A 27000-nucleotide genomic window follows, 5' to 3' on the forward strand; every position below is an offset into this window, starting at 1 on the left:
ATTACCCCTGCTTTTCTGCAATTAAAGCTTCAATATTGGCAAGCAATTCAGCTTCTTGGAATGGTTTACCCATATAGTGAGTCACACCTAAGCTAAATGCACGCTCACGATGTTTTTCACCTGTACGCGATGTAATCATAATGATTGGCAAGTCACGGTGAATGTCGTGGTGACGGACTAAGTTAGTCACTTCGAAACCATCCATACGTGGCATTTCAATATCGAGTAGCATCAAGTCTGGACGGACATTTTCAAGCTGCTCAATTGCATCCACACCATCTTTCGCTGTCACAATGTCATAACCTTGACGTTCAAGTAAGCGTGAAGTCACTTTACGTACAGTTACCGAGTCATCGACAATCATCACTAAACGACGCGCATTGGCTTGACGGCCCAAATCACGCTGTTCAGCTGAATGTTTAACACGCTGCGTAGTTTGAATTTGACGTGCAATATTTTGCCCATCCAAAATCAAACATACATGACCATCACCTAGAATCGTGGCACCTGCAATCGCGGCCACACTGGTAAATTGTTGACCAATTGGTTTCACCACGATTTGAGAACGTGAACCCACCAGCTGATCGACCAATAAAGCAATGGTTTGACCACTGTTGCCTTTTATTAGCAATACAGGCAATGAATGACCGACATTATTTAAACGTGGAATTGGCTGATTACCTACAAACTCTGATAAATACCGTAGTTTGTAATTGGTGTTGTCAATTTTAAACACGTCATCCTTACTATTGAAGTAAGTTTCGAGTGCCGTAGGTGCAATACGGACAATACGTTCAATTTGCGCTAATGAAATCGCATATTGCTGATCGCCCGCTTTCACCATCAAGGCATCGCTGACTGCTACTGTCGTTGGTACACGAATGGTAAAGGTCGTCCCTTTACCTAACTCAGACTCAACGGAAACATGACCACCCAAGGCTTTAATTTCACTTTGCACCACATCCAGACCAACACCACGACCCGAAATTTGCGTTACCGCTTGTGCCGTTGAGAAACCTGGATGGAAGATCAATTGCAAGATTTCTTGTTTATCGAGGAACTGATCCGCTTTGATTAAACCAAGTTTTAAGGCTTTGTCTTTAATTTTGGTTTCATCAATCCCTTTACCATCATCACTGAAAGACACCAGTACATCAGTACCCTGACGACTAATGTTCAAGACGATGCTACCCACTTCTGGCTTTTTCAAAGCCAAACGGTCAGCAGTATCTTCTAAACCATGGTCGACCGCATTACGCAGCATATGTTCAAATGGTGTCACCAAACGCTCTAAGATCGTACGGTCCAATTCACCTTCTGTATTTTGAACAATCAATTCTGCAGGACGGTTCAAGGTCGAAGAGGTTTGACGCACAATACGTTGTAAACGTGGTAACAAACGATCAAATGGCACCAAACGGGTACGCATCAGACTTTCTTGAATTTCTGACTGAATACGAGATTGTTGTAATAACAAACCTTCCGCATCACGGATTTTTTCTGCCAAAGTACTCTTGAAGTCAACCAAATCCGACGCAGATTCGGCTAGAGATTTTGACAATTGGTTAATCGATGAATATTGGTCCATCTCCAATGGGTCGAAATCCGCATAGCGTGAATTTTCAGAACCATGTTTGGCAATAATTTGTGACTCAAGCTCACCATCCATTCGACGTAACTGGTCAGCAAGTCGCTTAATTGCTAACTCCATTTCATTCAAGGTATTGCCTAGCTGACCTAAGTCCATTTCAATACGTGAACGGTTAATCGAGTTTTCGCCTGATAAGTCAATCATCTTCTCGACGAGATCAGCCGAGATACGAATCATCTCATTGCTGTTATCAGAAGAATTGGCTTCAGTCCACTCACCCAACATCGATGGCGGTTCAACACCATCACCCTGAATATATTCAAAGCCTTTGCTGACGATACCTTGTTCCAATTCTGCAACACGGTTTGGCAGTTGAACCGTAACATCCACATATTGAATGGACTCTAAGCTCAATTTGATGCTGTCAAAATTACTATAGTCGTGGTTGAAGATCGCTTCTTTTAACCATGCCAACGTCGTTTTGAGTAAGCCGTCATATGCATTTGAGTTGAAATGATGAACCGCGAAATGCTCAAACGTCGTCTCAAGTTGATACGCAATTGCGGCAACAGGTTCATTTTCAACCATCCGCGCACCACCCTTAATACTGTGGGCAGCACGTTGTAATTGAAGCAATACGTTACGGTCACTACGTTGTTCAGTCCATTGATTTAATAATTGAACGGCTTGTTCAAGAATTTCCTCGGACTCTTCAAGGAAGGTTTCTTCCATGACAGAACGTAGATCGTCATCTGGATGCTCAACATGTTCAGCAACCGCATGTTCAAGATGTTCAACAGCGGACTCAGTGTGAGCAGTCGTTTGAGCTTCAACCACTGCTTCTGCTGCGTCTTCAGCAACATCCATCGGCTCTGACACCGATACATCTGGTTCTACTGCTGTTTGTTCAGTTTCAGCAGAAATAGGGGCCGAAGCCAATGCAATAGCTTCTGAACGCTCTCCTGCCACAATTGACTGAATATTCTTGAGAATATCGATCACATTATTCGCAGGGTAGTCGATCCCTTGGTCACGAATGGTTTGAATACGATCTGAAATATCATCCTGCACCAAACGAATAATTTGAATTAACGCAGGCGTAATCGAAATTTGCTGACGAATAATGCGCTCATAAATCGACTCCAATTCATGCGAAATTAAACCCACATGAGACGCGGCAATCATATTTGCACCACCTTTTAGGGTATGCAAATAGCGCATTAAATTATTCAAAGCTGAAGTATTGGTCTGATCACTTGTCCAAGTACTGAGGTCTTGATCAATCCCCACCAATAATTCTTCTGCCTCTTCAATAAAGATCCCTAAAAGATCTTCATCAAAGTCATTATTCGCATCCGCCGCTTGCATCTGTTGATGATCAAGTTGAATACGCTGACTTAATTGTGCAAAGTCTACTGCTGTTGTATTTGCAACAGCGGCTTTATCTTCTACTGTGGCAACAGGTTCAGCAACTACATGGGCTTCTGGTGTTGTCGTCGCTGCAACTGCTTCAATGTCTTGTTGTACAAATGCAGTCAGCTCATTTAAGAAACGCTGAACCTCTTCACTTAACACTACACGCTGACCCGCAGCTAAAGTGTCAAATAAGTGAATGAACTCTTGATGTGCTTGCGCAAATAACTCATAACCATAATTAGCATGGAGTAATTCAGGCTTTTCAATTAAAGACTGATACGCTGCACGCAGTTGAGTTGTGAAATCATGGATTCCAACAGACGCACGATTATCCGTATGTTCGATCAACTCTAAAGCTTGTTGACTGAGCTGTTGAATATAGTCTGGGAATTCAGCAAGGGCCCGTTTATCAAACTCAAATTCAGCATCCAATAACTGATCAATATTTAATTCGATTAGTTTAGAAACCAAACCTTGTGGATTATCTTCAGGCGCCAATTGATCTTGGCTAGCAAAACCATAATCATCCCAAGCAGCGTTGAAGGTTTCATAAATAGATGCAAGATTTGCCTTATCTCCTGAACGTAGCACGTGTAAATAATCACGAACAAATTCAGCATATTGAATCAATAACGCAGTTTCTTTCGAGCTCGATACGATTTCGTCTTGCAATAAGGTTTTGAATAAGTTTTCAACTTTTGAACTGGCTTCAAAAATCTCTTCGATTTGCGCCATCGACGAACTACCACGCAAGGTGTGTAGCGCGCGAATCAAGCCATTATAATCTTGTGATTTACTGTCATCAGATTGGAGGAACTGATCAATCGTTTGTAGATGTTCTTCAGCTTCTTCAATAAAAATGCTCACTGTCTCTTCGACCAGTGATGCATCTGCATCCACTTGTTCAGGAGCAGGTTCTGATTCAACAACCGCATCAATCGTGTTTTCAAGCACTTCTACAGGTGCTGTAGCTTCAACATCAGTCAGTTCTAAACCAGTGACACCATCTTCAGATTTTAATTGATCTGCCAGTTTTAATAATTCTTCGAGTGCAGGCTCAAGGCTGATATTTTGTTGTAATTGTTGCCCCATTAAAACCAATGGACGTAAGTCTACATCCAATTCGGCAACATTTTTAAACCGTGGATAGAGTTTATATTGATAAACATTTAAAACCGTTTGTGCAAACTTTTGAACGGTCGGCGTTAACTGTACTGAACCCGCAATAACACGATTCAGCGTATCTTCAACTGCCCATGCAGTTTCACCCGCCGATTTTGCCCCGACCATACGACCTGAACCTTTCAGGGTATGGAAATGACGACGAATCGTCGTTAAAGTGTCTTTATCTTTTGGATTTTCCAACCAAGTTGTAAATAAACCCGCCAGCTCTTCAAAGATTTCTTCTATTTCTTCAACAAAAATCTCTAAAATTTCTGCATCTTGATCAAGATAACTATCTTCAGGAAGCGTAGTTGTTTCAACTAAATTTTTTAATATTTCTTTCATAGCTAAGGCTTCTTATGTTTTGCCACCAAGAAGGTTGCTCAAACTTAATTGTAACCATCACCTAAGACTTAACTGTGACGTTAAGTTCACCTTATCGATGTGTTATCTGTAATCGGTGCAGTACCCTAGCCGCAGCTAAGGTACTCCAGGTTTGCGCCTGACTTACTCTGGGAGTTTAAAGTCAGATACAGATTCACGTAATGATTCAGCCATGTTCGCCAATTCAGATACCGAACGTGCAGTATCAAATGTTGCACTGGTGGTTTGCGAGGTAATTTCTTGTACAACGTTCATCGTTGTCGCAATATGACCTGCTGAAGCAGACTGAAGTTTTGCAGCATCCGAAATGTTTGCAATCAGTTTCGCCAAGTTACCCGATACAGACTGAATTTCATCCAGTGCTACGCCGGCATCCTTAGACAAGTTCGCACCACGTACAACTTCCGAAGTCGTTTGTTCCATTGAAATTACGGCTTCGTTGGTATCCGTTTGAATGGTTTTTACCAAGCCTTCAATCTGTTTGGTTGCAGACGCTGAACGTTCCGCAAGACGCTGTACCTCATCCGCTACCACGGCGAAACCACGACCTGCTTCACCCGCCATCGACGCCTGAATTGCTGCGTTTAATGCCAAGATGTTTGTTTGGTCGGCAATATCGTTAATCAGTGCGACAATGTTACCAATCTCTTGAGAAGACTCACCCAAACGTTTAATACGTTTAGACGTTTCTTGAATCTGCTCACGAATCGTGTCCATACCTTCAATTGAACGGTTTACGACATCTGCACCGTTTGCAGCAATTTGTACAGAACGTTCTGCTACAACAGCTGATTCTTCAGCGTTCGAAGATACTTGGTCAATCGACATTGCCATTTCGTTAATCGCTGCAGATGCACCAGCAATCTCTTGCGCCTGATGTTCAGATGCTTCTGCAAGCTGGTTGGTAATACCCTGCGTATTCGCCGTATATTGCGCAACTTCTTGAGAAGTTTCTGTAATACGCGATACAAGGTCACGTAATTGGTCGATTGCGAAGTTAATCGAGTCGGCAATCGCACCAGTAAAGTCTTCAGATACCGTCGCGTATGAACGTAAGTCACCGTCTGCAAGATCGGCAATTTCATCGAGTAAACGTAAAATCGCGTTCTGGTTACGGTCATATTCTTCTTGAAGACGGGTTACACGGAATTTATCCGATTGACCACGTAAAGAAAGAAGTTTGAATACACAGATCAAGAAGGCAGTTAAAGCAAGAATCAACATTACCGCAGGTAAAATGGTTTTCAGACCTGTGCTAGAAGACAATTGATTTAAGTTGTCCAACAATTTGTCTGACTCAGCAAAAATTTGTGAAGATGCTTTACGTACGTTCACAATTTGCGTTGAGTTTTTCAAAATTGTCGCAGCCGCTGATTTTAATACATCGTCATATTCAGATTTAATGCCTTCAAGTGACTCACGTAATTCAGGGCTTTCAATACGTTGTACACCAAGCTCTGTACTACCATCCAATTGGGCATTTAAGTACAAACCGAAGGTTTCAGTATCGGCACTGAAGTCATCTGCAGACTCACGTGAGCTATCAGAACCTGAAAGCACCGAACTGATCGAACGTAAAATACGTTCTGCAATGAATACCTGGTTTTTCGCAATCACCACCTGGTTCGAAGGCATGTCTTGACGTGCCATTTGGTCGACCATCAAGTTGTATTCCGCCTGAATCCCCGGAATGGTTTCACCAATCGCGATGTTCGTGTCGTATAATTTATTAATGATTTTTTGTTGTGAAGTAATCAAGTCAATACTTTTTGAAACTTCAGCCCACTGCGTATCTACAGATTTCAGCGCATCTGTATTTGCATGAATGTCTTTTACAGTTTCTAAGTTTTCTTTGAACGAATCTTGAGAGGCAATTAATTTTTTCATTGCATCTTCAGTACCTGATGCAGTTGCCTCAGTTGCTTGACGCGAAATTGTTTGCGAAAGAAGACGGAGTTCACCCAAACTTTGCGTTAATTGGTTACCGCGAGGAACGCTATAGAATAGGTATAATAAAATAATCGTTGCCAGTACTAATGAACCAATCGCACCATAAATAAATGGTTTGGATTTTTCACTATCACCAAAAACTCGAGATAATTGATCTGTCTGTGATTGCAGTTTTGCCAGAAAAGCATTACCGCCTTTACGACCACTGGTGCTTTCACCCGTATTTTTCTTTTTAAGTTTAAAGCCCATTCAGCTTCTCCCCGATTACGCCTTCTTTCGTTCGTGCGCGACAATTAATTTATAAATTTTATAGATGCGTTCATGTATTTTGGATTTTGCAGTAAACGACTGAAGAGAAATACATTCCACTGCTGGTTATGCTGGTGGAAATACCCCTGACAATATTCCTGCAAATTTCGATCCAACTCATTATCTTTAGAAAAATAACTTTTCTTATTAAAGTGTTGAATACCCAAAACTTGATCGACTATCAAACCGACATAATGGTCATTATGACTAATACATAAAACTTTTTGAGTGGGTGAAAAACTACTTCGATGACCGGTTATATATTGTGCTAGGTCAGACAAAGAAAGTAAGCGTCCCCGAATATTGGCTAATCCCATCACCCAAGGTTGGGTATTGGGAACTGGCGTATATTTTGGTGGGTAGATCACTTCAGCTACTTCACCTAAAGGAGCAACGTAATATTGCCCCATCATCTCAAAAGCAATGCCTGACCATCGGTTTACTTCATTTTCAGTGGAAACGTAGTTTTTGTTTCCTCGTTTTGCGATTCGAAGTAATTCGATAAATCCATTTGCTGCCATAGAGCTTTATCCTGCATTGAGGTGTTGCTTAATCACATCAATTAATTGTTTTTCGTCTACAGGTTTAGTCAGATAATCAGAAGCACCTTGGCGTTTACCCCAAACACGGTCAGTTGCCTGATCTTTGGTACTTACAATGACAATTGGGATATGTTTGGTGGTCGCACCACGTGCAATTTGACGTGTTGCTTGGAATCCATTCACACCCGGCATTACCACATCCATTAAGACCAAATCAGGTAACTCAGCTTGAGCCATTGTCACACCATCTGCCCCATTTGAAGCTTCAATCACTTCAAAACCGTGTTTACCTAAAATTTCTTTAAAACGGAATGTTTCTGTTGGTGAATCATCAACGATTAGGATACGTGCCATGCTTTTTCCCCAAAAAATAAAAAATCTAATTAAGCTGTAACGTGATTACGGATTGCATTCAGCAATTCATCTTTACTGAATGGCTTAGTCAAGTATTCATCAGAACCTACAACACGACCCTTCGCCTGATCAAATAAACCATCTTTACTTGAAAGCATAATCACAGGAATATTTTGATAATTTTGAGAGTTTTTAATCAGGGCACAAGTTTGATAGCCATCAAGACGTGGCATCATAATATCGACAAATACGATATCTGGATTCGCATCTGCAATTTTTGAAAGTGCTTCAAAACCATCTACAGCAGTGACTACTTCACATCCTTCACGCTGAAGCAGCGTTTCGGCCGTACGACGAATGGTTTTTGAATCATCAATTACCATGACTTTTAGATTTTGGAATTTATCGTCCATTTATTGACCCTACCCATTGAGGATGTACAAACAATTAAGTTAGCAGCATTATTATTTACAAGTTATGAACATTTTTAACATATCTTTACTTGCGTTTTCAATGAACATTTTCTGCGCAAACACACAAGATTTCTTGTTTTTATTAACTGCTTCACACTTTCCGATGACCAACGATTTTTTTTTAACTTGGAATAGTATTTAATTGTCTTAATTAAGCATATTATAGCAAGATTATTACTTTAAAATAAGTAATTTAGTCAACTTTAAACTGGGGAGTACAAGGTTGAGTCCGCTTACAAAAAAAATTCACTTGATTGGCCTTAAACATTTCTCAAAAAAAATCATTCTGACGACTTGTTTACTGGCTTATACCCCGCTTTTATTTGCTGCACCAACCAATATACAGCAACCACAAAAGGCGACTTGGTATCGTTACTATGACAGTAAAGGTGTAGCAAACATTAGTACCAATGTGACACCAAATCACATCCGCTATGGTTATGAAGCACTTGATCAAAATATGCAAGTGATTAAACGTAACCGCCCCTACAATGCTGAAGCTGACATTAGACAAGCTCCTCAGCGTGCTGCCCAAGCACGTCAGCAAGCGTCAGATATCAAACTTAAAAAAGCCTATACCAATAGCCGAACTGCAGCCATTAAAAAGCGTGATGCACTGACTGGTATACGTAAACAGATCATGTTTGAACAAGAACAATTAAAACAATTACAAAATGATCGTGTATTATTTGTTCGCCAAGAACGTGAACATTTTCGAAAAGGTGAAACCGTTCCGGCAAAATTAAAAACAATGTTGGATAATAATCAAAAAAATATGGTAGCGAAAAAAGAATACATTCAATCGTTACAAACTCGCTATCGAAATACAGAAGCTGAATACGACAGAATTATTACGCGTTTAAAAGCGATGGAATAAACTTGTTATTCAATTGCTTTTGTAGACCGCTGATATAAGGACCATTATGCACTCTGCACAGCAATCATCCCCATTTTTAAAGCTTAGCCTGCTTTGCATAAGCCTGACTTTGGCTGCATGTCAAAAAGAAGATCCGCAGCAAAGTGTTAAACCAGAAAATAAGATTGAATTGATTCAACAAGATCTGGTCACGATCGAACAAGGCAACGCCATTTCAAAAACAGCCTTTACAGGTACCATTCGGGCGGTCAATCAGAGCAGTATTCAAGCCCAAGTCACTGCGACTGCAACCAATGTTAATGCAGAAGTCGGACAACGTGTCAGCAAAGGCCAAGTGTTGGTGCGTTTAAATAATCAAGACAATGCCGCACGTCTTGCTCAATCTCAAGCAAACCTTGCATCAACGCAAGCTCAAGCCAATCAAGCCAAACTGATGATGGAACGTAAACAGCGTTTGCTGAATCAAGGCTTTATTTCCAAAGTAGAGTTTGAACAAAGTCGTGTCGATTACCAAGCTCAAATGGAAAATGTTCGTGCCCAACAAGCTAATGTCGATATTGCGCGAAAAGCCAGTCAAGATGGTACCATTTATAGCCCTATCCAAGGCGTGATTACCAAACGTGATGTTGAACCGGGACAAACGGTTGCTGCCGGACAAACCCTTTTTGAAATCGTCAATCCAGACCAATTAGAAATTCAAGCCAAATTACCAAGTGATCAGCAAGCTGCACTGAAAATTGGACAAAAGATTGGATATAGCATCCAAGGTAATAGCAATTTACTCACAGCACAAATTAGCCGGATTTCACCGATTGCCGATCAAGCCAGTCGTCAAATTGAATTTTTTGCAGCCCCAAATGAAACTATTACTTCATTAAGTATTGGTGCTTTTGTCGAAGGTCACATCTTAGGCACGGATAATATTTCAGGCCAAAAAATTCCACTCGATACCATTCAAAGTCTAAAAGACCAACCTTACGTCTGGGTCATTCGTCAAAATAAAATTGCCAAAGTACCTGTACAAATTTTGAATCAGAGTTATAGCAATAACACCGCGATTGTTCAGGGCTTACAAAATAGTGATCTGATCAGCCGAATTAAATTTAATGATTCAGATATCAAACAAGATGTAAGTATCAGCCAAAATTAAAAGAATAAGGCAGGACATTTGTTATGTGGTTAACCCGAATTAGTGTGAAATATCCTGTTTTCACCATTATGATGATGTTCTGTCTGATGGTACTAGGACTCGCATCTTGGCAACGTATGGGTGTTGAAGAGTTTCCTGATGTCGACTTCCCTTTTGTTGTTGTCTACACCAACTATCCGGGTGCTTCTCCTGAGTCTGTCGAATCTGAAATCACCAAGAAACTTGAAGATCAGATCAATACCATTTCAGGCCTCAAGCAAGTCATTTCTCAATCCAGTGAAGGTTTATCCACGGTTATTGTCGAATTTAATCTAGATGTCTCGTCCTCTGTAGCTGCACAAGATATTCGAGATAAAATTGCACCAGTAACCGCACAATTTCGTGATGAAATTGATGACCCCATCGTAGAACGTTATGACCCTACTGCCAGTGCGATTATGTCGATTGTTTTTGAATCGAAGGACATGTCTTTACGTGATTTGAGTTCCTATCTCAATCAACGGATTGTGCCACAACTCAGAACAGTTCCCGGTGTCGGTACGGTCAATTTATTGGGTGATGCACAGCGTCAAATTCGTATTCAAGTAAATCCGCAAAAATTACAAAGTTTCGGGATTGGGATAGACCAAGTTATAAACACCCTAAAATCTGAAAATATTGAAGTTCCGGGGGGGACTTTAAAACAAAAGAACTCAGAATTGGTGGTCGAAATTAAATCTCGGGTTATTCACCCAAACTCATTCGGTGATTTAGTGGTTGCCAATAAAAATGGCGCGCCGATTTATCTCAAACAAATTGCCGAAATAGAAGATAGCCAAGCTGAAATGGAGTCGAGTGCTTATCTGAATGGTAAAACAGCCGTCGCTGTCGACATTCTGAGAAGTTCGGACTCTAATGTAATTGAGGTGGTTGATAATACCCGTAAAACCTTAAGTAAAATCCAACAGCAATTGCCGAAAGGCACGACCGCAGAAATTGTGGTTGATTCTTCAAAAGGTATTCGTGGCAGCATTAAAGACGTGGCACGTACGATTATTGAAGGTGCAGTACTTGCGGTACTCATTGTATTGTTATTTCTCGGCTCATTTCGTTCGACAGCCATTACAGGTTTAACTCTACCGATTTCACTACTAGGTACCCTCACCTTTGTTTGGATTTTTGGTTTTACCATCAATATGATGACCCTACTGGCTCTCTCACTGAGTATCGGTCTACTCATTGATGATGCCATTGTGGTTCGTGAAAATATTGTCCGCCATGCCGATATGGGCAAGGACCACGTCACCGCTGCACTCGACGGCACGAAAGAAATTGGTTTAGCCGTATTGGCCACAACATTGACTATTGTCGCGGTATTTTTACCTGTGGCATTTATGGGCGGCATTATTGGGCGTTTCTTCTATCAATTTGGTGTAACCGTCAGTACCGCTGTACTGATTTCAATGTTTGTGAGTTTCACCCTTGACCCCATGTTGTCTGCTCACTGGGCAGAGCGCCACGATCCAAATAAAAAGCCGGGTAAAATTAAACGTTTTTTTAACTGGATTTCGGGCAAGCTCGACAACCTAAGCCATCATTATGAAAAATTACTCAAGCTTGCTTTAAAATTTAGGCTCATTACCCTTTTAATCGCCGTCGCGTCTTTATTTGGCGCATTAGCTTTATCTAAAATGATCGGAACTGAATTTGTACCCGTACCAGACAAAGGTGAAATTCGGATCAAATTTGAAACACCAGTTGATGCAACCCTTGAATATTCGCAGGCTAAGCTTAAGCAAGTAGATCGTATCATTCGCCAACATCCAGAAGTCAAAGCCACTTATGGTGCAATTAATAGTGCCACTGATCGGGGTAAAAACCATGCTAGCATTCGTGTCACTGTTTCACCACGTACGGAGCGTAGTCAAACATTAACGGATCTCAACAATGAATTCCGTACCCGCTTAAAACATGTAGCAGGTATTACCATTACCTCGATTGCCTCAGCTGATGAAACAGTATCGGGCGGCCAAAAGCCGGTAATGATCTCGATTAAAGGACCAGACTTAGATGAGTTACAACGCATTTCTGACCGCTTCATGAAAGAAATTTCGAAAGTCGACGGTATTGTCGACTTAGAAAGCTCACTCAAAGAACCTAAACCGACCTTAGGTGTACATATCAATCGCGTTTTAGCCAGTGATTTAGGTTTATCCGTCAATCAAATCGCCAATGTATTACGCCCTCTTCTTGCGGGTGATAATGTAACAACGTGGAAGGATGATAAAGGCGAAACCTATGATGTAAATTTAAGACTCACTGAAGATCAGCGTCGACTGCCAACTGACATTCAAAGCATGTACATCACATCACAAAAAACCGATGCCGCAGGCTTACCTATCTTGGTTCCATTGGCAAGTGTGGCAAGCTTTGAAGAAACACTTGGTGCTTCACAAATTAACCGTCGTGATCTGGCACGTGAAGTGATGGTTGAAGCCAACACAGCAGGACGTCCTGCGGGTGATATTGGTGCCGAAATCAATGAGATAGAGAAAAACTTCGACTTGCCACCAGGTTATAGTTTTGTCACGCAAGGTGCCAATAAAGATATGGCTGAGTCTGCGGGTTATGCAATGACAGCGATTACCCTCTCTATTGTATTTATTTATATTGTTTTGGGTTCACAATTTAATAGCTTCATTCACCCTGCAGCCATTATGGCTTCATTACCCTTATCATTGATTGGGGTTTTCTTAGCCCTATTCTTATTTAATTCAACCATGAACCTCTTTTCCATTATCGGGATTATTATGCTCATGGGCTTGGTGACAAAGAACGCAATTCTACTCATCGACTTTATTAAAAAAGCCATGGATCATGGTGTAGATCGTTATGAAGCGATTATTGAAGCAGGTAAAACCCGTTTACGTCCCATTTTAATGACCACCAGTGCAATGGTGATGGGTATGGTTCCGCTTGCACTTGGTTTAGGTGAAGGCGGTGAACAAAGCGCGCCAATGGCACATGCCGTGATTGGCGGGGTGATTACCTCTACCCTACTAACACTTGTGGTTGTGCCGGTGATTTTTACCTATTTGGATGATTTCCGAAACTTCCTTGCACGTCAGGCCAAAAAAATCATGTCATAATGACAAAATCTAAAATGAGGTGACTTTGGAAAATGTTCACCTCATTTTTTATTGTATACTCTCCACTTTAACGCTTAATTTTTTAGGACAGTTTCCATGCGCGCGAGTCGCTTTTTATTTGCAACGTTAAGAGAAACCCCAAACGATGCTGAAGTTATTTCACATCAGCTTATGCTTCGTGCCGGGATGATTCGTAAATTGGCTTCAGGTTTATACACTTGGCTGCCGATGGGCGTTCGCGTATTAAATAAAGTTGAAGCGATTATCCGCGAAGAGATGGATCGTGCTGGTTCACTTCAAGTCCTGATGCCTGTCACTCAACCCGCATCTTTATGGGAAGAATCAGGTCGTTTCGTACAATATGGTCCAGAACTTTTACGTTTTAAAGACCGTCATAACAATGACTTTGTACTTGGCCCTACACATGAAGAAGTGATTACAGATCTTGCTCGCAATGAATTGAAAAGCTATAAGCAATTGCCTGCAAACTTCTACCAAGTACAAACCAAATTCCGTGACGAAATCCGCCCTCGTTTCGGTGTGATGCGTTCACGTGAATTCATCATGAAAGATGCCTATTCTTTCCATGTTGACCAAGCTTCTTTACAAGAAACCTATGACAAGATGTATGCAGCTTACTGCAAGATTTTCACGCGTTTAGGTTTAAATTTCCGTCCAGTTCAAGCGGATACAGGTTCAATTGGTGGTTCTGGTTCACACGAATTCCACGTCCTTGCGTCTAGCGGCGAAGATGACATCGCATTCTCTACAGAGTCAGATTATGCTGCTAACGTAGAAATGGCGGAAGCAGTATTAGTAGGTGAACGTGCTGCTCCGACTAAAGCACTTGAAATTGTTGATACACCAAATCAGAAAACCATTGCTGAGGTTTCTGAATTCCTTAAATCAGACCCTACTCAATCTGTCAAAGCATTATTGGTCCAAGGTGTTGCTGAAGAAGGTAAAGCTGCACCAGTGGTTGCCTTGTTCCTACGTGGCGACCATGAACTGAATGAAATTAAAGCAGAAAAACACCCATTAATTGCTGCTCCTTTAACTTTTGCAACTGAAGCACAATTAGCTGACTTAGGCTTAACTGCTGGTTTCTGTGGCCCTCAAGGCTTAACCGAAAAAGGCATTACCGTTATTGTTGACCGTGCAGCGTCTGTACTTTCAGACTTTGTTGCTGGTGCAAACCAAGTCGATAAACATGCTGTAGGTGTAAACTGGGAACGTGATGCACAATACACCGAAGTTTATGACCTTCGTAATGTTGTTGAAGGTGACCCTTCTCCAGACGGTCAAGGTACAATCTTGATTAAACGTGGTATCGAAGTTGGTCATATCTTCCAGTTGGGTCAAAAATACTCTGAAGCGCTTGGCTGCAAAGTTTTAGGTGAAGATGGCAAACCTCTCGTTGTGACTATGGGTTGCTACGGTATTGGTGTAACTCGTGTTGTTGCTTCTGCGATTGAACAAAACTTCGATGACAAAGGTATTATTTGGCCGTCTGCAATTGCTCCTTTCGAAGTTGCTATTGTGCCAATGAATGCGCATAAGTCACCACGTACAATGGAAGCAGCTGAAGCACTGTATGCAGAATTAACTGCTGCTGGTTATGATGTTCTTCTTGATGATCGTAATGAGCGTCCTGGTGTTAAATTCTCTGATATCGAGTTAACAGGTATTCCACACCGTATTGTCATTGGCGAGAAAGGTTTGGATGCTGGTACATTTGAGTACAAAGGTCGCCGTGATGAAGAATCAAGCAACCTCAGTAAAGAAGACCTTTTAGCGAAAATTGCAAAATAATTTGCGCTAAACATAAAAAATCCCGCTACGTGCGGGATTTTTTATGTCAAATATTTTAAGCCTTAACAGAATTTCAGCCCCCCGAAGCAGTTAGAACGAAACTCCTGTCCAGAAAGTTTCAAATTGGTTAATGGGAAATCAATTAATGACGGGTTTTTAATCTCTTTAACATCTAAAGCCGAACCTGCAACACAACCAAAGAGTAAATCTCCACAGTTACGAACATTGGTACTTAGGTCATGGTTAATTCCGGCGATCGTTTGTTTCAACACTTCATCTGTAATCGCCACTTTATCTGATGGTGTAATACTGCCCAAATCAACTTCATCTTCCATCGCCAACCACCACCCTCTTTCTGCTGCGACTGCAGCACCAGGCCAGAGTATTTTTTGAGCTTGCAAAGAAAGCGAAGCAGGGTTATTTAAATATAGTGCGTGAATCAAACCTAAACTTTGATTTACCGTAATATCGGTTTTTAGCCCAGTAAGATACCCCGTCACATCTTTATCCAAATTAATGTTTAAACCGAGTAGAGAGATTTGAGCTACTAATGGACCACTAAAATCTAGACGATCAACAGTTCCTGTACCCTTTAACTGTACATCTGTCATTCGATTCCCACTTACAACAGTGGCTGGAATCGTAAAAGGAGCTGTGGTTGATTTTAAATTAAAGGAATAATTATCTGATTTGTAGTGAAGCGGTAGATCAACTTCAGCACCAAATAATGTCCCCTTAACTGCTCCTTCAATATATTGCTGCGTAGAAGCATAGTCCATCACACGCTCGGCAGTTGTTGCAACACCCGCAGACGCTTTTGTTTTCATATAACCACTAAAGGTATTGATACCATTGGGTGTATTGCTATTTTCTGTACCTAACGTCATTAATCCAGAAATTTTTTCAGCGCTCAAACGAAAGCCCATCACTTCACGTGTTGCAGCTGATTTCGGATCTTTAATTGCAATTTCGATAAAAGGATTGGTCAGCAAAGCAGAAGTTGCCGCACGTTCATCCGACGTATAATTGCTATTTGCAGGCAATCCACTCAGTGAAATATGATCAATATCAATATCACAAGCACCTGAGCCATTTGCACCACCACAACCCAATTGGAGCTTTTTAATATTAGCATTGAGCTCCATTTCAGCTTCCAAACCAAGTTTATAAAAGCCAACTTTGGATTGGTCAACGGCTTGTCCACTCTCATCCACAGAATTATACCCCTGCGTATATTCCATGGAGAGTAAAGCTTGACCATCAACTTTTGATAAGCTTTCATCATCTAAAGCCATCATTGCATGAGATAAGCTACTCATCGCAAATGTCGAGAATATCAAACCTCTGATTAACTTCTTTTTCATAACAAATTCCCTGTTCGTTATTTTATTTATTTCTTATTGATTTAATTTTACTAGCGTGGAGTAATCCCCATCGTACTTCGCATTGTTCCACCGGTTAGGGCAATATCCGCCATCTTTTGCATATTGCCATTTGTTAACATCGAAACTTCTGCACGAAACGCTTTAGACATATTATTGGTTGGATTGAATTTTACCTGATTATCAAACTCTACCGAATCTTGTTTCATTTTAATTCGAGCATCAAAGCCTAGATCGCCCTGCATTTTATTAATATTGATACTTGAAGCTGAAACGACACCGCTGGCATTTACATCTTCATTCATCAAACTTAAATAGCTTCCCATAACTTTTTGATCTTTCTTTTCAGCATCAGTTAATGCTTTAAATTCAAAGCTTCCACGGAAAGATAAATAATTATTTTCTGCACTGTCATTTAGACCCGGTACTATAAATAGCTCACCTTTACCATCAAGTTTAAACGCAATATTCGTCAACACATCATCACGTTTAGAGAAATTATCTAAAGGTACTGTAGTCCCACATTTGGCAGAAGCTGTAGTCGCACAGTTATAGGTTGAACCCGGAAGTTGACCAATCGCTAACTCGGCATTAGCTGCAATCAATAAATTATCTGCACGTACATAGATGCCATCATTTTCATAACCAATCACACCATCAGATTGAATAAGTGCATTGATGTTTCTTAAGCCTGCATAATAATTGACTTCTTGACCATTAATACCTTTTTTACCATCAATCAAAATAATGGATGTTGTACTTGGCGTTCCTGTTTTTTTATCAACACCATAACCATCTGTGCTCATCACAAGGTTATAGCCAATACCTGATTTTTCAGCCGCATTTTTATAACTGTATTTTTTCTCTGATAATGCAACGTTGGCATTCATATTATAAATCGGGATACCAATCCCCCAACTGTTGTCATTACTTGCAATTGCAGCAATTGAGTTATCCGAAATAAATCGTGCGGTACGCGCGATGGACTGAAAATCCATACCACGAATCGCCACAAGTGCAAAATTTCCACCCGCCGTTTGATTTGACAGATTCTGGGTTAAAACATTATTGGTTAAACCTAATGTCGCTTTTAATTTATCATTTACCAGAAAATCAAGGCTTTTTGCTTGAATGGTATTGATATAAATATCGCCAAAATCAATATAGGCATTTTTATCAGCAACTAAAGACGTTAAATTAGAAAATTCAATGGCATAACTACCAATACCCGTATGGCCAATTTCTAAGGTTGTCGGTGCTTGACCTGCAACAAGACTCGGATCATCTTTTGAAGTGAAATCCGCGCGCACACCTAAATGTAAACCACCTGAACCAACGGACTCATATCCTGAAGCTTTCGTTGCTAGACCAAAATCTTTAATTCCTTCTTGATTGGCATTTAAGGCAACTCGTGCATTAGTGACAGCACCCGATGCTCCCATACGAATTAAATTGCGCTGTGCACCACCATCGGTACCGTATCGTAAATCGATATTAACGCCGGGGTTTGTAGCATCGCTACGTGAGCTATGTACATCTGAAGTGTCCTTGACCCGCCCCAAATTGACCGTATGGTCTTTGCTCCCTGTGGATTTTGTGGTGAGAACAATGCCTTCATCAGCTGCAACATACATGTAACCTGAACCCGCAAAGTTAAAGTTAAAGTCCTTTAAGGTTACACTATGTCCATTCATACCATGACTAATGCTGGCATTTTGCAATTGAAATTCCATATACGCCGTATCATTACGGTTAAATAGACCATTGCTGGTTTCAAGTAATACCTTTAAAGGTGAAGATGTTGCAATCGTAAGTGAACCTAAATTTTGTGTAGGCGTTTGGCACGTTGTGCCTTGACACAGCAACATAATATTTTGTGCAACAGCCGTAAATGGGCTGACACTCGCAACTATACGCATGCCTACACCAGCATCCGTAGTCCCGACATCAAAATCTAATTTTGATGTAATGGTGCTTTGTCCAACGCCATCTATTTGCACATTGTGCAAACCCATTTTCATCTTATTTTGGTCAGTTGGGTCAACCCAATTTAACTGATCAACTTTGACTCTAGAAACTTCATGGGTAATCGAAATACCATCTTGGCCAGTAACTGCACCCAAGCTTTCATCGGTCATCGCTTCAAAAGCATAGGCGTGTTGAGCAAGTAAAATACTGGTTGCGAGTGCCGTTAAAGTTGTTATTTTTTTCATCACTATATCCTTATATTCAGTCACAGCTGATTAACAGCGACCTGCACCATTTCCAGTGCAGTTAAAACTGAAGATGTTTAACTTTCCACTCATGTGCATGTTGCCATGCACATTAACACCCATAAATCCTTGTTCTGAACCACGATCAAAATCAGGCACTGCTAAAGTTGAAGTTGTTCCATCAGCTTTCTTTTCGGTATAGGTCGTATAAGTACTGGTATTTTCATAACCTTCCTTACCTGTCGTCCCTGTTTCCACCGCCAACGTAGCAAAACCTAAATTTCTAATTTTTAATGGCTTATCATCATAAAATGTCAACTGCATAGCCGTTTGTGGATTGCCTTCACGATTGATAATCGTCACACCATCTAGTGAAAATTGATCGATCTGTAACGTTCCTTGAAACTGTTTAAACACCAACCATTTCTTATTACCATTTGCATCCACATGATTATTGGGCGCAAGTGCTAAGCGACAAAACTCATTGGATGAACATTGATATCCATAAAAAGCTTGAGTCGTTTTTCCATTCGCATCCATGATAGAAATGTGGTTTTTCGACATATCATTGGCGTATTGATGGTTTAATGAAAGTGTCCAACTGAGATCAGCACCGCCTTGACCTGTTGCAGCAGTGAGTTCGGTATTATCCATAGACACTAAGCCTGCATGAGTTTGTGTCAGTGCAGCACAAACAACAGCGCATAAAATTTTATACATTTAATTTCTCCTACAGCCCTGTTGTTCTTATTTTTAAGTGCTGAATCAATACGCCATCTATGGCAACAGATCCTAAATTCGTGCTTTGTCCATTGACACCTTTAAAGACCACACCTGTCGCCGTATCCGTACTTTTTGCATTCAGCAGATTACCAGGCAAGCGCTCTACTGTACCGATTGCAATACTACTATGTGTTGCATTACGCCCTTGATATAGTGCTGTCGCATCTGAAGAGTTTGCTTTTAACTCCGTACCACAACTATAGACGTTACAGGTTGAACCTTTAAAGTCAGCAGCGGTTAAACCCGATGTACCTGTGGTATTACCCGGGATATCCGTATAGTAAGTATAAATTTTACTGTAAATAGAAGGTACATTTGGAATACGAGTTACTTCCAGAATAATATTTCGACCTTCTGAACCCACAATAAAGGGCTGATACATATTTCCTAAAACTAAATTGATATTTGGGCTATATAAATATAGACCTTCAGTTTCATGAAAGATTGGAGCTGCAGATCGATCCATCGCTGGTGTCGCTGCAGTACCATCATCCAGTTCGGAGCGTGCAGCTGTACTGATACGCATACCGCGAGCATCCAAATCACCGTCATTGATACTCAGTGACTCAGCACGATCATTGGTATTAATACGAATTAAACTGGCTAAACCTAAAGTTTGGTTATAGTTGGTATTTGTTGATTTTAGGGTTTGAAAAATTCGAACTTGTGAACCATTAAAACTCAAACCATTCGCAACAATTTGAGTCCGTAACCGATAATCTTTATCTAAGCCACTGGTCGGCGCACCGGTAATCGGATCGACGACATTACTTGAATTTAAAGACCGTGAAAATACATCCATCCACAAACCAAGCTTGATGTTGTTAGATGCATCATCTGCCGCAATTTTCTTTAATGGTGCCTCAATCGCTAAGTAACCAACATTCCCCTTATTATCTTTCGCAAATTGTTCAACATCTTGATTCCCCGCATGGAAAAGCCATGGGTTTTCTGCTGTACCCCAATTAAATCCTTGGTCTGTATAGCGCGTTGCTAATGAACTTTTGCCATTTTTATCTTTGCTATTGGACAGGGCTAAACCATATATAAATACATCTGCTTTCGATCTGAGACTCGATACGGTCGCAGTCGAAGCAATTTGTTTTGCTGTAATCTCAGCATTTTTCTTCACGGTTGCTAATGCTGCATCGCTTGCCTTTTGAGCTTCAAGCTTGGCATAGTCCGTTGCCAACTGATTGAGGGTTTCTGCAGCTTTGGCATTTAACTGAGCATCTTTTGTTGTATCAATAATATTTGAACGTGTAATTTTTCCCGAGACATAATTTTTATAAAATGTCGAAGTGGTCGGTAAATTACCCGTACTATTGTTACCGTATAGTAACTCAATCATTTCATAGGTATTTTTTAAAGCGGCAGCTTGAGACTTTTCTTTTAAGAACGGTGTAATTGATTCTTTCGTTGTGCCATCGTTTTCAAAAGATAAGCCAGCCGATGAACCATCATAATAATCTGCATAACGCTGATCGTAATATGCCTTCATCGTTGGTGATTCAAGATAAGACTGTACTAATCGGCCACGATATTCTGTTGAATATGTTGCTATGGTTTCATTGGTAATACGTGTAGCATTATTGGTCTCATAGGTGCTTTTAGAACTTAAGAAAGTGGAGTCATAAACACCGTTATAGCCCGTAACTCGGCCTTGCTGATAAGCATCAACATAAGCTGCTTTGTAGATTTTATCGTAAGCACGCTGCCCTAGTTGTTCATAGTTTTCACCTGTAGGAATAATCCGAATAAAACCTGTATCGTTTTTCCCAGGATCAACCATACCAGACGCATAACTAGAAGCCGTAGAACGGTCATTTGGCCCTTGAAAGACCATTTTGAAATTCTCTAAAGTGAGTGCAACACCTTCACCAGTTGTGGCTGAAAGTGCTTCATCTGATAAATCTTGAAGCGCATAAACAGATGGTGCAGCAAAAATGCTGACTGCGGCTGCTAAGCAACTCTGGCGGAATAACTTAGCCTGGGTGAATTGAGTCATCTCGACCTTCCTTTTATCAGATGCTCTGCATCTCTCTTATATTTATTCCTGAGAACTGGCTTTGATGTTATTGTCCATTTATTCCTTAAATGGAGACTTGTGATAGACCAGTCACTTAACTTTTTATTATGCTGAATAATTACTCAATTGCAAAAACTTCCCCACCGAATGGTCTATTTTCCGATGAATGACCCAACAAAAAAGCGGGCTAATTCGCCCGCTTTTTTAAACTCAATCCGAAGGATTAAGCTTTCGGTAATGTCACACCGGTTTGACCTTGGTATTTACCACCACGGTCTTTATAAGAGGTTTCACACACTTCATCTGATTCGAAGAACAACATTTGTGCGACACCTTCACCCGCGTATATACGTGCAGGTAAGTTGGTTGTATTCGAAAATTCTAAAGTCACGTGACCTTCCCACTCTGGTTCAAGAGGCGTCACATTGACAATAATACCGCAGCGCGCATAGGTTGATTTACCTAAACAAACGGTTAACACATTACGTGGAATACGGAAATATTCGACTGTACGTGCTAGTGCAAACGAGTTTGGCGGAATGATACAAACGTCTGATTCGATATCAATAAAGCTTTTATCGTCAAAGTTTTTAGGGTCAACAATTGCTGAATGAACATTGGTAAAGACTTTAAATTCACGAGCACAGCGCACGTCATAACCATAGCTCGACACGCCATACGAAATAAGCTTTTCGCCATTTTCATCATAACGGACTTGGTTTTCTGCATACGGTTCAATCATGCCGTGTTTTTCGCTCATTTCGCGAATCCAACGATCAGACTTAATAGCCATTTATCTCTATCCAAAAACTTAAATCAATTATTGCGTGGTACTTTAACTGAAATCCGACTTAATGAAAATAAGCTTTGCCGAACTAAGCGGATTTAGTCATTTTCAAATCAATTTAGAGTTTTAAAATCGCAGAATAACTCAGTGGAATCGAAAAACTAACCAAGACCAATGACGCTGTTCGTTGTAAATTGGCTTGATTGAGCCAACTAATTTTATTCGACGCCAAAACTGAACCGAGGAAAGTCCAAAAGAATGCTATTGGAACGATCAACAGCAAGAAAATCAGCATGTGTGCTACGTAATACTGCACATTTTGCCAAGCCAATGCAGGAAAAATCGCAGATGCAAATAATAGTGCTTTAGGATTTAATAAAGTTGCAACAAACAATTCGCGTGCACGAATACCCTTTTGATTAAAATTTTCAGCAACAGTTGCTGTACGCCATAATCGCATAGCCAAAAATAGAATATAGCCGGCACTAAACAATTTCAGAATGGTCGGCAGTAAAGGGAGATGTACGGAAATTTTACCAATGAGAAAACCCCATAGGCTAATCGAAATAAGATAACCAAAAGCTTCCGCTGGAATGAGTCGGAATGATTTACGTAGCCCAACTTGAATACCCGAAGATGCGAGTAACGTATTGGTTGGTCCCGGCGTTAACAAAATACTGATAACTAGACCAATAAAAAACCATGAAATCATACTTTGACCTCAAACTTAATCCGCGAAGATTAATTCAGTTGTTTCGTATTAGCAAAATAAAAAATAGAAACGCTTATAAAAAACTCCTTATTTAATTATAAATTCAGTAACTTAAATAGAAAAACAAAACCTTAGCTGAACAGTCATTCAGAGCACCTTACAATTCAAAGAAATATCTTGAACTTATATTTATTAATAGAAATTTCACATGATTCCATGTATACCCTACAGTTTTTACACGTAACAAAATATTATTAAAATAAACGATATAGCTCAATGCCATTCTTACGCATAACCATTATTTATTGGAGACTAAAAAATCAAAAAAAAATACTTTTCAAAAATAATTGATTAAGTTATGTTCAATTGAGTAGTGGAAATTAAAATTAAAGCTCATCAAATCAATATTCAAAATTTATGTGTAAAAGGACGTTTCTATGAACCAATGGACAAAACTCACGTTACTCTCGGTTACTTTGGCGTGTATTACTGCTTGCTCAAATGATCAATCTACTTCAAAAAATACCACGGAAGGAAAAAGCGCAGAAACTGCTACATCTGACAAACTTCAAACCAAGTTCGTAACCATTGCAACTGGTGGGGCATCAGGACCTTACAATGTGATTGGGACAAGTCTTGCAGAAATTTATAACAAAACCTTTGGTGTAAATTCTAAGACTCAAACTACAGGTGCATCCGTCGAAAACTTAAACCTTCTGAAACAGAATAAAGTTGAAATGGCATTTGTTATGAGTGACAGCTTAACAGAAGCACTGAACGGAACAGGAAGTTTCGCAAATGGTAAAGTTGAGAATGTCAGCCAAGTCGCAGCGCTTTATCCCAACTACGTACAAATCGTAACCTCTAAAAAATCAGGGATCAAAAATATCGAAGATTTGAAAGGTAAACGTATCGCTGTAGGTGCACAAAATTCAGGTGTAGAAGTAAATGCACGTACACTGTTGAATGGTTTTGGAATCACCTATAAAGATATTAAAGTTGATTATTTAGGCTATGCTGAAGCCGCTGATGCTTTAAAAGGTGGCAAGCTTGATGCTGCATTCCTGACTAGTGGCATTCCAAATTCATCACTCATGGAACTTCAACAAAGCTTTGATCTACAGTTAGTTTCAATCAATGCAGATAAAGTCAAAGAAATAGCTAAAGATCAAAGTTATTTCTTACCGATGATTATTCCAAAAGGCACATATGGCAATACTGCGGACATTCAAACTGCCGCAATTAAAAATGCATTAGTTGTTCGCACAGATATATCGGATGATGATGTCTACAAACTAACAAAAACTTTCTTTGACAGTTTGCCTCAATTGGCAACTTCACACCAAGCAGCAACAGAAATCACGCTTGAAGGTGCTCAACAAGGCCTTGTAGCGCCTCTACATCCAGGCGCGAAACGCTACTATGATGAAGTGGCTAAAAAATAATAAGCTTCAAAAAAATGCAGTTTATACTGCATTTTTTATATTGTTCTTCTTAATCTATGCTAGCTATCCAACACTGTATACGCAGGTTAGAGTTGAAACTGATATATGCAAAATTTCAACTGATCAATTTGATTTACAGTGGAAGCATTCAGTAGAAAAGACGGCTTGGTCTGAACAATATCAGCGTCAAAAGAATAAGTTTTTACTGCGCCACACCGATTTGATTTCATTTGGTGCAGGTACACCCTCAAATTATCCCATTGAGTTTCAAAAAAATGGTGTGATTAGAATGCGGGTCAATCAAAATATAGATGAAATCAACTGGGTGATTTCTAGAAATATGCAAGGCACGATCCTCGCTGACCAAAAAATTTGGTCTATTTTTCAAAGTTACCCAGACTATAGTTTGGTCAACATCTCGGTTCAATATCAACCCAAATGGAAGTCTTGGTGGATTGGAGAATGCCTATGAATTCCAAAGAAGATAAAGTTGTATTAGAACAACTCGATGAGAAACAACAACAAGCCATATTAGAAAAATTTGATCGGGAATCTGTTACTCGAATCAATATGAGCAAATCTGTTACCTACTTTGTTGCATTTGTAGCGATCTTTTATTCATTATTTCATTTATTTATTACGTTTAATCCTTTACCTGAGTTAATACAGCGTGCAGCCCATGTCGCTATTGGCCTAGCACTCATTTTTTTACTCTATCCAGCTCGTCAAACAAGCTCCCGACAGCATATTTCACTTCTCGATTGGTTCTTGGCTTTGCTTTCCATCTTCAGTTTTTTATATTTATGGAAAGAATATCAATCTATTATGACCACTCGAGGTGGTATTCCAAATACCTTAGATATCGCGTTTGCAATTATGAGTGTGGTATTAGTCATAGAAGCAACTCGCCGGGTCATGGGGTGGATGTTGCCCATTTTAAGTTTAATTTTCCTGACCTATACATTTATCAGTCACTTTGATTGGATGCCAGATCGATTACTTACTCGCCCTTATACAATCAGCGACATTTTCGGACATATGTATTTAAAAACCGAAGGCTTATATTCTTCGGCAATTGGTGCATCCGTCACCTTTATTTTCTTATTTATCCTTTTTGGTGCTTTTCTTGCAAAATCAGGTATGGGGAAATTATTCAATGATCTTGCCATGGCGCTGGCTGGACATAAACAAGGTGGGCCTGCCAAAGTTGCTGTAATTTCAAGTGGATTTATGGGCAGTATTAATGGCACTGCTGTTGCCAATGTTGTTGGTACAGGCTCATTTACTATTCCATTGATGAAAAAGATTGGTTATCACAAGAATTTTGCTGGTGCCGTTGAAGCCAGTGCATCCGTTGGTGGACAAATTTTGCCACCAGTCATGGGTGCGAGTGCCTTCATTATGGCCGAAACAACTGGCGTGAGTTATGGCACAATTGCACTAGCCGCCTTATTACCTGCTTTATTGTATTACCTTGGCGTCATGGCTCAAGTTCATTTCCGTGCGGGTAAAGATGATCTGAAAGGCGTACCTAAAGCTGATTTACCTAAAGTAAAAGAAGTTCTAAAAGAGCGTGGACATTTACTTATTCCAATTTTGGCACTGGTCTTTTTCTTATTTCAAAATATTCCTGTGAGCTATGCTGCTGTCTACACCATCGTCCTGACCATCTTTGTAGCAGCTTTAAGAAAATCAACACGAATGGGTGTAAAAGATATTTTAGATGCGCTCGTTGATGGAGCCAAACAATCATTATCTGTGATGGCTGCTTGTGCTGTCGTTGGTATTATTATCGGCGTAGTAAGTCTGACAAGTTTTGGTTCAGTAATGACTTCTTCAATTATGAGTTTAGGTGCAGGTAGTCTCTTTCTCACTTTATTTTTAACCATGATTGCATCGATGATTTTAGGCATGGGGCTTCCATCTATTCCGGCCTATATCATTACTGCCACCATGGCAGCACCAGCACTCGCAAACTTTGATATCCCTGTATTAGTCGCGCATATGTTTGTGTTCTATTTTGGTTTATTTGCAAACATCACCCCACCAGTTGCCCTTGCCGCCTTTGCGGGCGCAGGAATTGCAGGCGGTGATCCAATGCGCACTGGGTTTCAGGCCTTAAAACTATCTCTTGCTGGTTTTATTGTTCCATTTTTATTCGTTTATAACCCTGCCATGCTGATGATTGATACCACCAATGTTGCAGTCAATGCTCGAGAATTTGCCTTTCCTGCATGGACAACTATAGTGAGTATTACTGTCACTTCAGTGATAGGAATTCTCGCTTTAGGCTCCGCAGTTGAAGGTTATTTCAAGACTTATCTCAACTGGTTCTGGCGTATTTTTTTAGGTGTGGGTGCGCTGTGTATGATTATTCCAGAAACCATTACAGATATTGTAGGCATTATCATGGTCATCATCGCAATTACGGTGAATATTATCACTGCTAAACGTAAAGCAAACCCGTCTCTTTCCTCCTAAAAAACCAATTAAAAAGCC

Annotated in this window: 18 protein-coding genes; 7 read left to right on the forward strand and 11 right to left on the reverse strand. The window is 40.2% G+C overall.

What is annotated here, in order from left to right; translation table 11 throughout:
• Position 1 precedes the first annotated feature (1 nt).
• From FTV27_RS09280 to pilG, 5 genes are all read right to left on the reverse strand, one after another.
• Complete coding sequence (locus FTV27_RS09280; RefSeq protein ID WP_180078164.1) at positions 2-4516, reverse strand: Hpt domain-containing protein; 4515 nt, start codon at positions 4514-4516, stop codon at positions 2-4.
• A 162-nt stretch (positions 4517-4678) separates the two neighbouring features.
• Positions 4679-6754: a methyl-accepting chemotaxis protein gene (locus FTV27_RS09285; RefSeq protein WP_180078166.1), complete on the reverse strand. Its 2076-nt coding sequence runs from the start codon at positions 6752-6754 to the stop codon at positions 4679-4681.
• A gap of 44 nt (positions 6755-6798) precedes the next feature.
• A complete protein-coding gene (locus FTV27_RS09290; RefSeq protein ID WP_111884922.1) occupies positions 6799-7335 on the reverse strand; it encodes a chemotaxis protein CheW in 537 nt (178 codons plus the stop codon).
• A 6-nt stretch (positions 7336-7341) separates the two neighbouring features.
• Entirely contained in the window at positions 7342-7710 is a 369-nt protein-coding gene (locus FTV27_RS09295) for a response regulator (protein ID WP_078191059.1), read from the reverse strand.
• Positions 7711-7739: 29 nt separating this feature from the next.
• Entirely contained in the window at positions 7740-8123 is a 384-nt protein-coding gene (gene pilG, locus FTV27_RS09300) for a twitching motility response regulator PilG (RefSeq protein ID WP_078191060.1), read from the reverse strand.
• A gap of 343 nt (positions 8124-8466) precedes the next feature.
• Here pilG and FTV27_RS09305 point away from each other — a divergent pair, with 343 nt between their 5' ends.
• The 4 genes from FTV27_RS09305 (at position 8467) to FTV27_RS09320 (ending at position 15150) form a co-directional block, all read left to right on the forward strand.
• Entirely contained in the window at positions 8467-9060 is a 594-nt protein-coding gene (locus FTV27_RS09305; protein WP_373687148.1) for a hypothetical protein, read from the forward strand.
• A 46-nt stretch (positions 9061-9106) separates the two neighbouring features.
• On the forward strand, positions 9107-10210 hold the full coding sequence (locus tag FTV27_RS09310; RefSeq protein ID WP_180078171.1) for an efflux RND transporter periplasmic adaptor subunit: 1104 nt from the start codon (positions 9107-9109) through the stop codon (positions 10208-10210).
• Between the two features lie 23 nt (positions 10211-10233).
• Complete coding sequence (locus tag FTV27_RS09315; RefSeq protein WP_180078173.1) at positions 10234-13338, forward strand: efflux RND transporter permease subunit; 3105 nt, start codon at positions 10234-10236, stop codon at positions 13336-13338.
• A gap of 96 nt (positions 13339-13434) precedes the next feature.
• Positions 13435-15150 carry a proline--tRNA ligase gene (locus FTV27_RS09320; protein WP_078192260.1) on the forward strand — a complete coding sequence of 572 codons (1716 nt, stop codon included), beginning with the start codon at positions 13435-13437 and terminating at the stop codon, positions 15148-15150.
• Between the two features lie 62 nt (positions 15151-15212).
• Here FTV27_RS09320 and FTV27_RS09325 read toward each other — a convergent pair whose 3' ends face one another.
• The 6 genes from FTV27_RS09325 to FTV27_RS09350 all read right to left on the reverse strand — a co-directional run bounded on the left by FTV27_RS09325 (position 15213) and on the right by FTV27_RS09350 (position 23056).
• On the reverse strand, positions 15213-16514 hold the full coding sequence (locus tag FTV27_RS09325; RefSeq protein WP_180078176.1) for a hypothetical protein: 1302 nt from the start codon (positions 16512-16514) through the stop codon (positions 15213-15215).
• Positions 16515-16564: 50 nt separating this feature from the next.
• Entirely contained in the window at positions 16565-18745 is a 2181-nt protein-coding gene (locus FTV27_RS09330) for a DUF6160 family protein (protein WP_180078178.1), read from the reverse strand.
• A 30-nt stretch (positions 18746-18775) separates the two neighbouring features.
• The gene (locus FTV27_RS09335; RefSeq protein ID WP_180078180.1) at positions 18776-19465 is read right to left on the reverse strand and encodes a hypothetical protein; all 690 of its coding nucleotides are present in this window, start codon (positions 19463-19465) and stop codon (positions 18776-18778) included.
• Between the two features lie 10 nt (positions 19466-19475).
• Positions 19476-21536 carry a hypothetical protein gene (locus tag FTV27_RS09340; protein ID WP_180078182.1) on the reverse strand — a complete coding sequence of 687 codons (2061 nt, stop codon included), beginning with the start codon at positions 21534-21536 and terminating at the stop codon, positions 19476-19478.
• 244 nt (positions 21537-21780) lie between these two features.
• Positions 21781-22350 carry a dCTP deaminase gene (dcd, locus tag FTV27_RS09345; RefSeq protein WP_005008040.1) on the reverse strand — a complete coding sequence of 190 codons (570 nt, stop codon included), beginning with the start codon at positions 22348-22350 and terminating at the stop codon, positions 21781-21783.
• 112 nt (positions 22351-22462) lie between these two features.
• A complete protein-coding gene (locus FTV27_RS09350; RefSeq protein ID WP_180078183.1) occupies positions 22463-23056 on the reverse strand; it encodes a LysE family translocator in 594 nt (197 codons plus the stop codon).
• Between the two features lie 437 nt (positions 23057-23493).
• Between FTV27_RS09350 and FTV27_RS09355 the strand changes: the two genes are divergently transcribed.
• From FTV27_RS09355 to FTV27_RS09365, 3 genes are read left to right on the forward strand one after another with little or no spacing between them, the layout of a single operon-like run.
• Positions 23494-24501: a TAXI family TRAP transporter solute-binding subunit gene (locus FTV27_RS09355; RefSeq protein WP_168379308.1), complete on the forward strand. Its 1008-nt coding sequence runs from the start codon at positions 23494-23496 to the stop codon at positions 24499-24501.
• Positions 24479-24973, forward strand: coding sequence for a DUF1850 domain-containing protein (locus FTV27_RS09360; RefSeq protein ID WP_227591861.1), 495 nt, complete (start codon positions 24479-24481; stop codon positions 24971-24973). The genes FTV27_RS09355 and FTV27_RS09360 overlap by 23 nt, the downstream gene beginning before the upstream one ends.
• Positions 24970-26982 carry a TRAP transporter permease gene (locus tag FTV27_RS09365; RefSeq protein ID WP_180034517.1) on the forward strand — a complete coding sequence of 671 codons (2013 nt, stop codon included), beginning with the start codon at positions 24970-24972 and terminating at the stop codon, positions 26980-26982. Before FTV27_RS09360 ends, FTV27_RS09365 begins: the two co-directional genes overlap by 4 nt.
• The last annotated feature ends 18 nt before the right edge of the window (positions 26983-27000 follow it).

The organism is Acinetobacter sp. YH12251, assembly GCF_013417465.1.
Classification (GTDB): domain Bacteria; phylum Pseudomonadota; class Gammaproteobacteria; order Pseudomonadales; family Moraxellaceae; genus Acinetobacter; species Acinetobacter amyesii.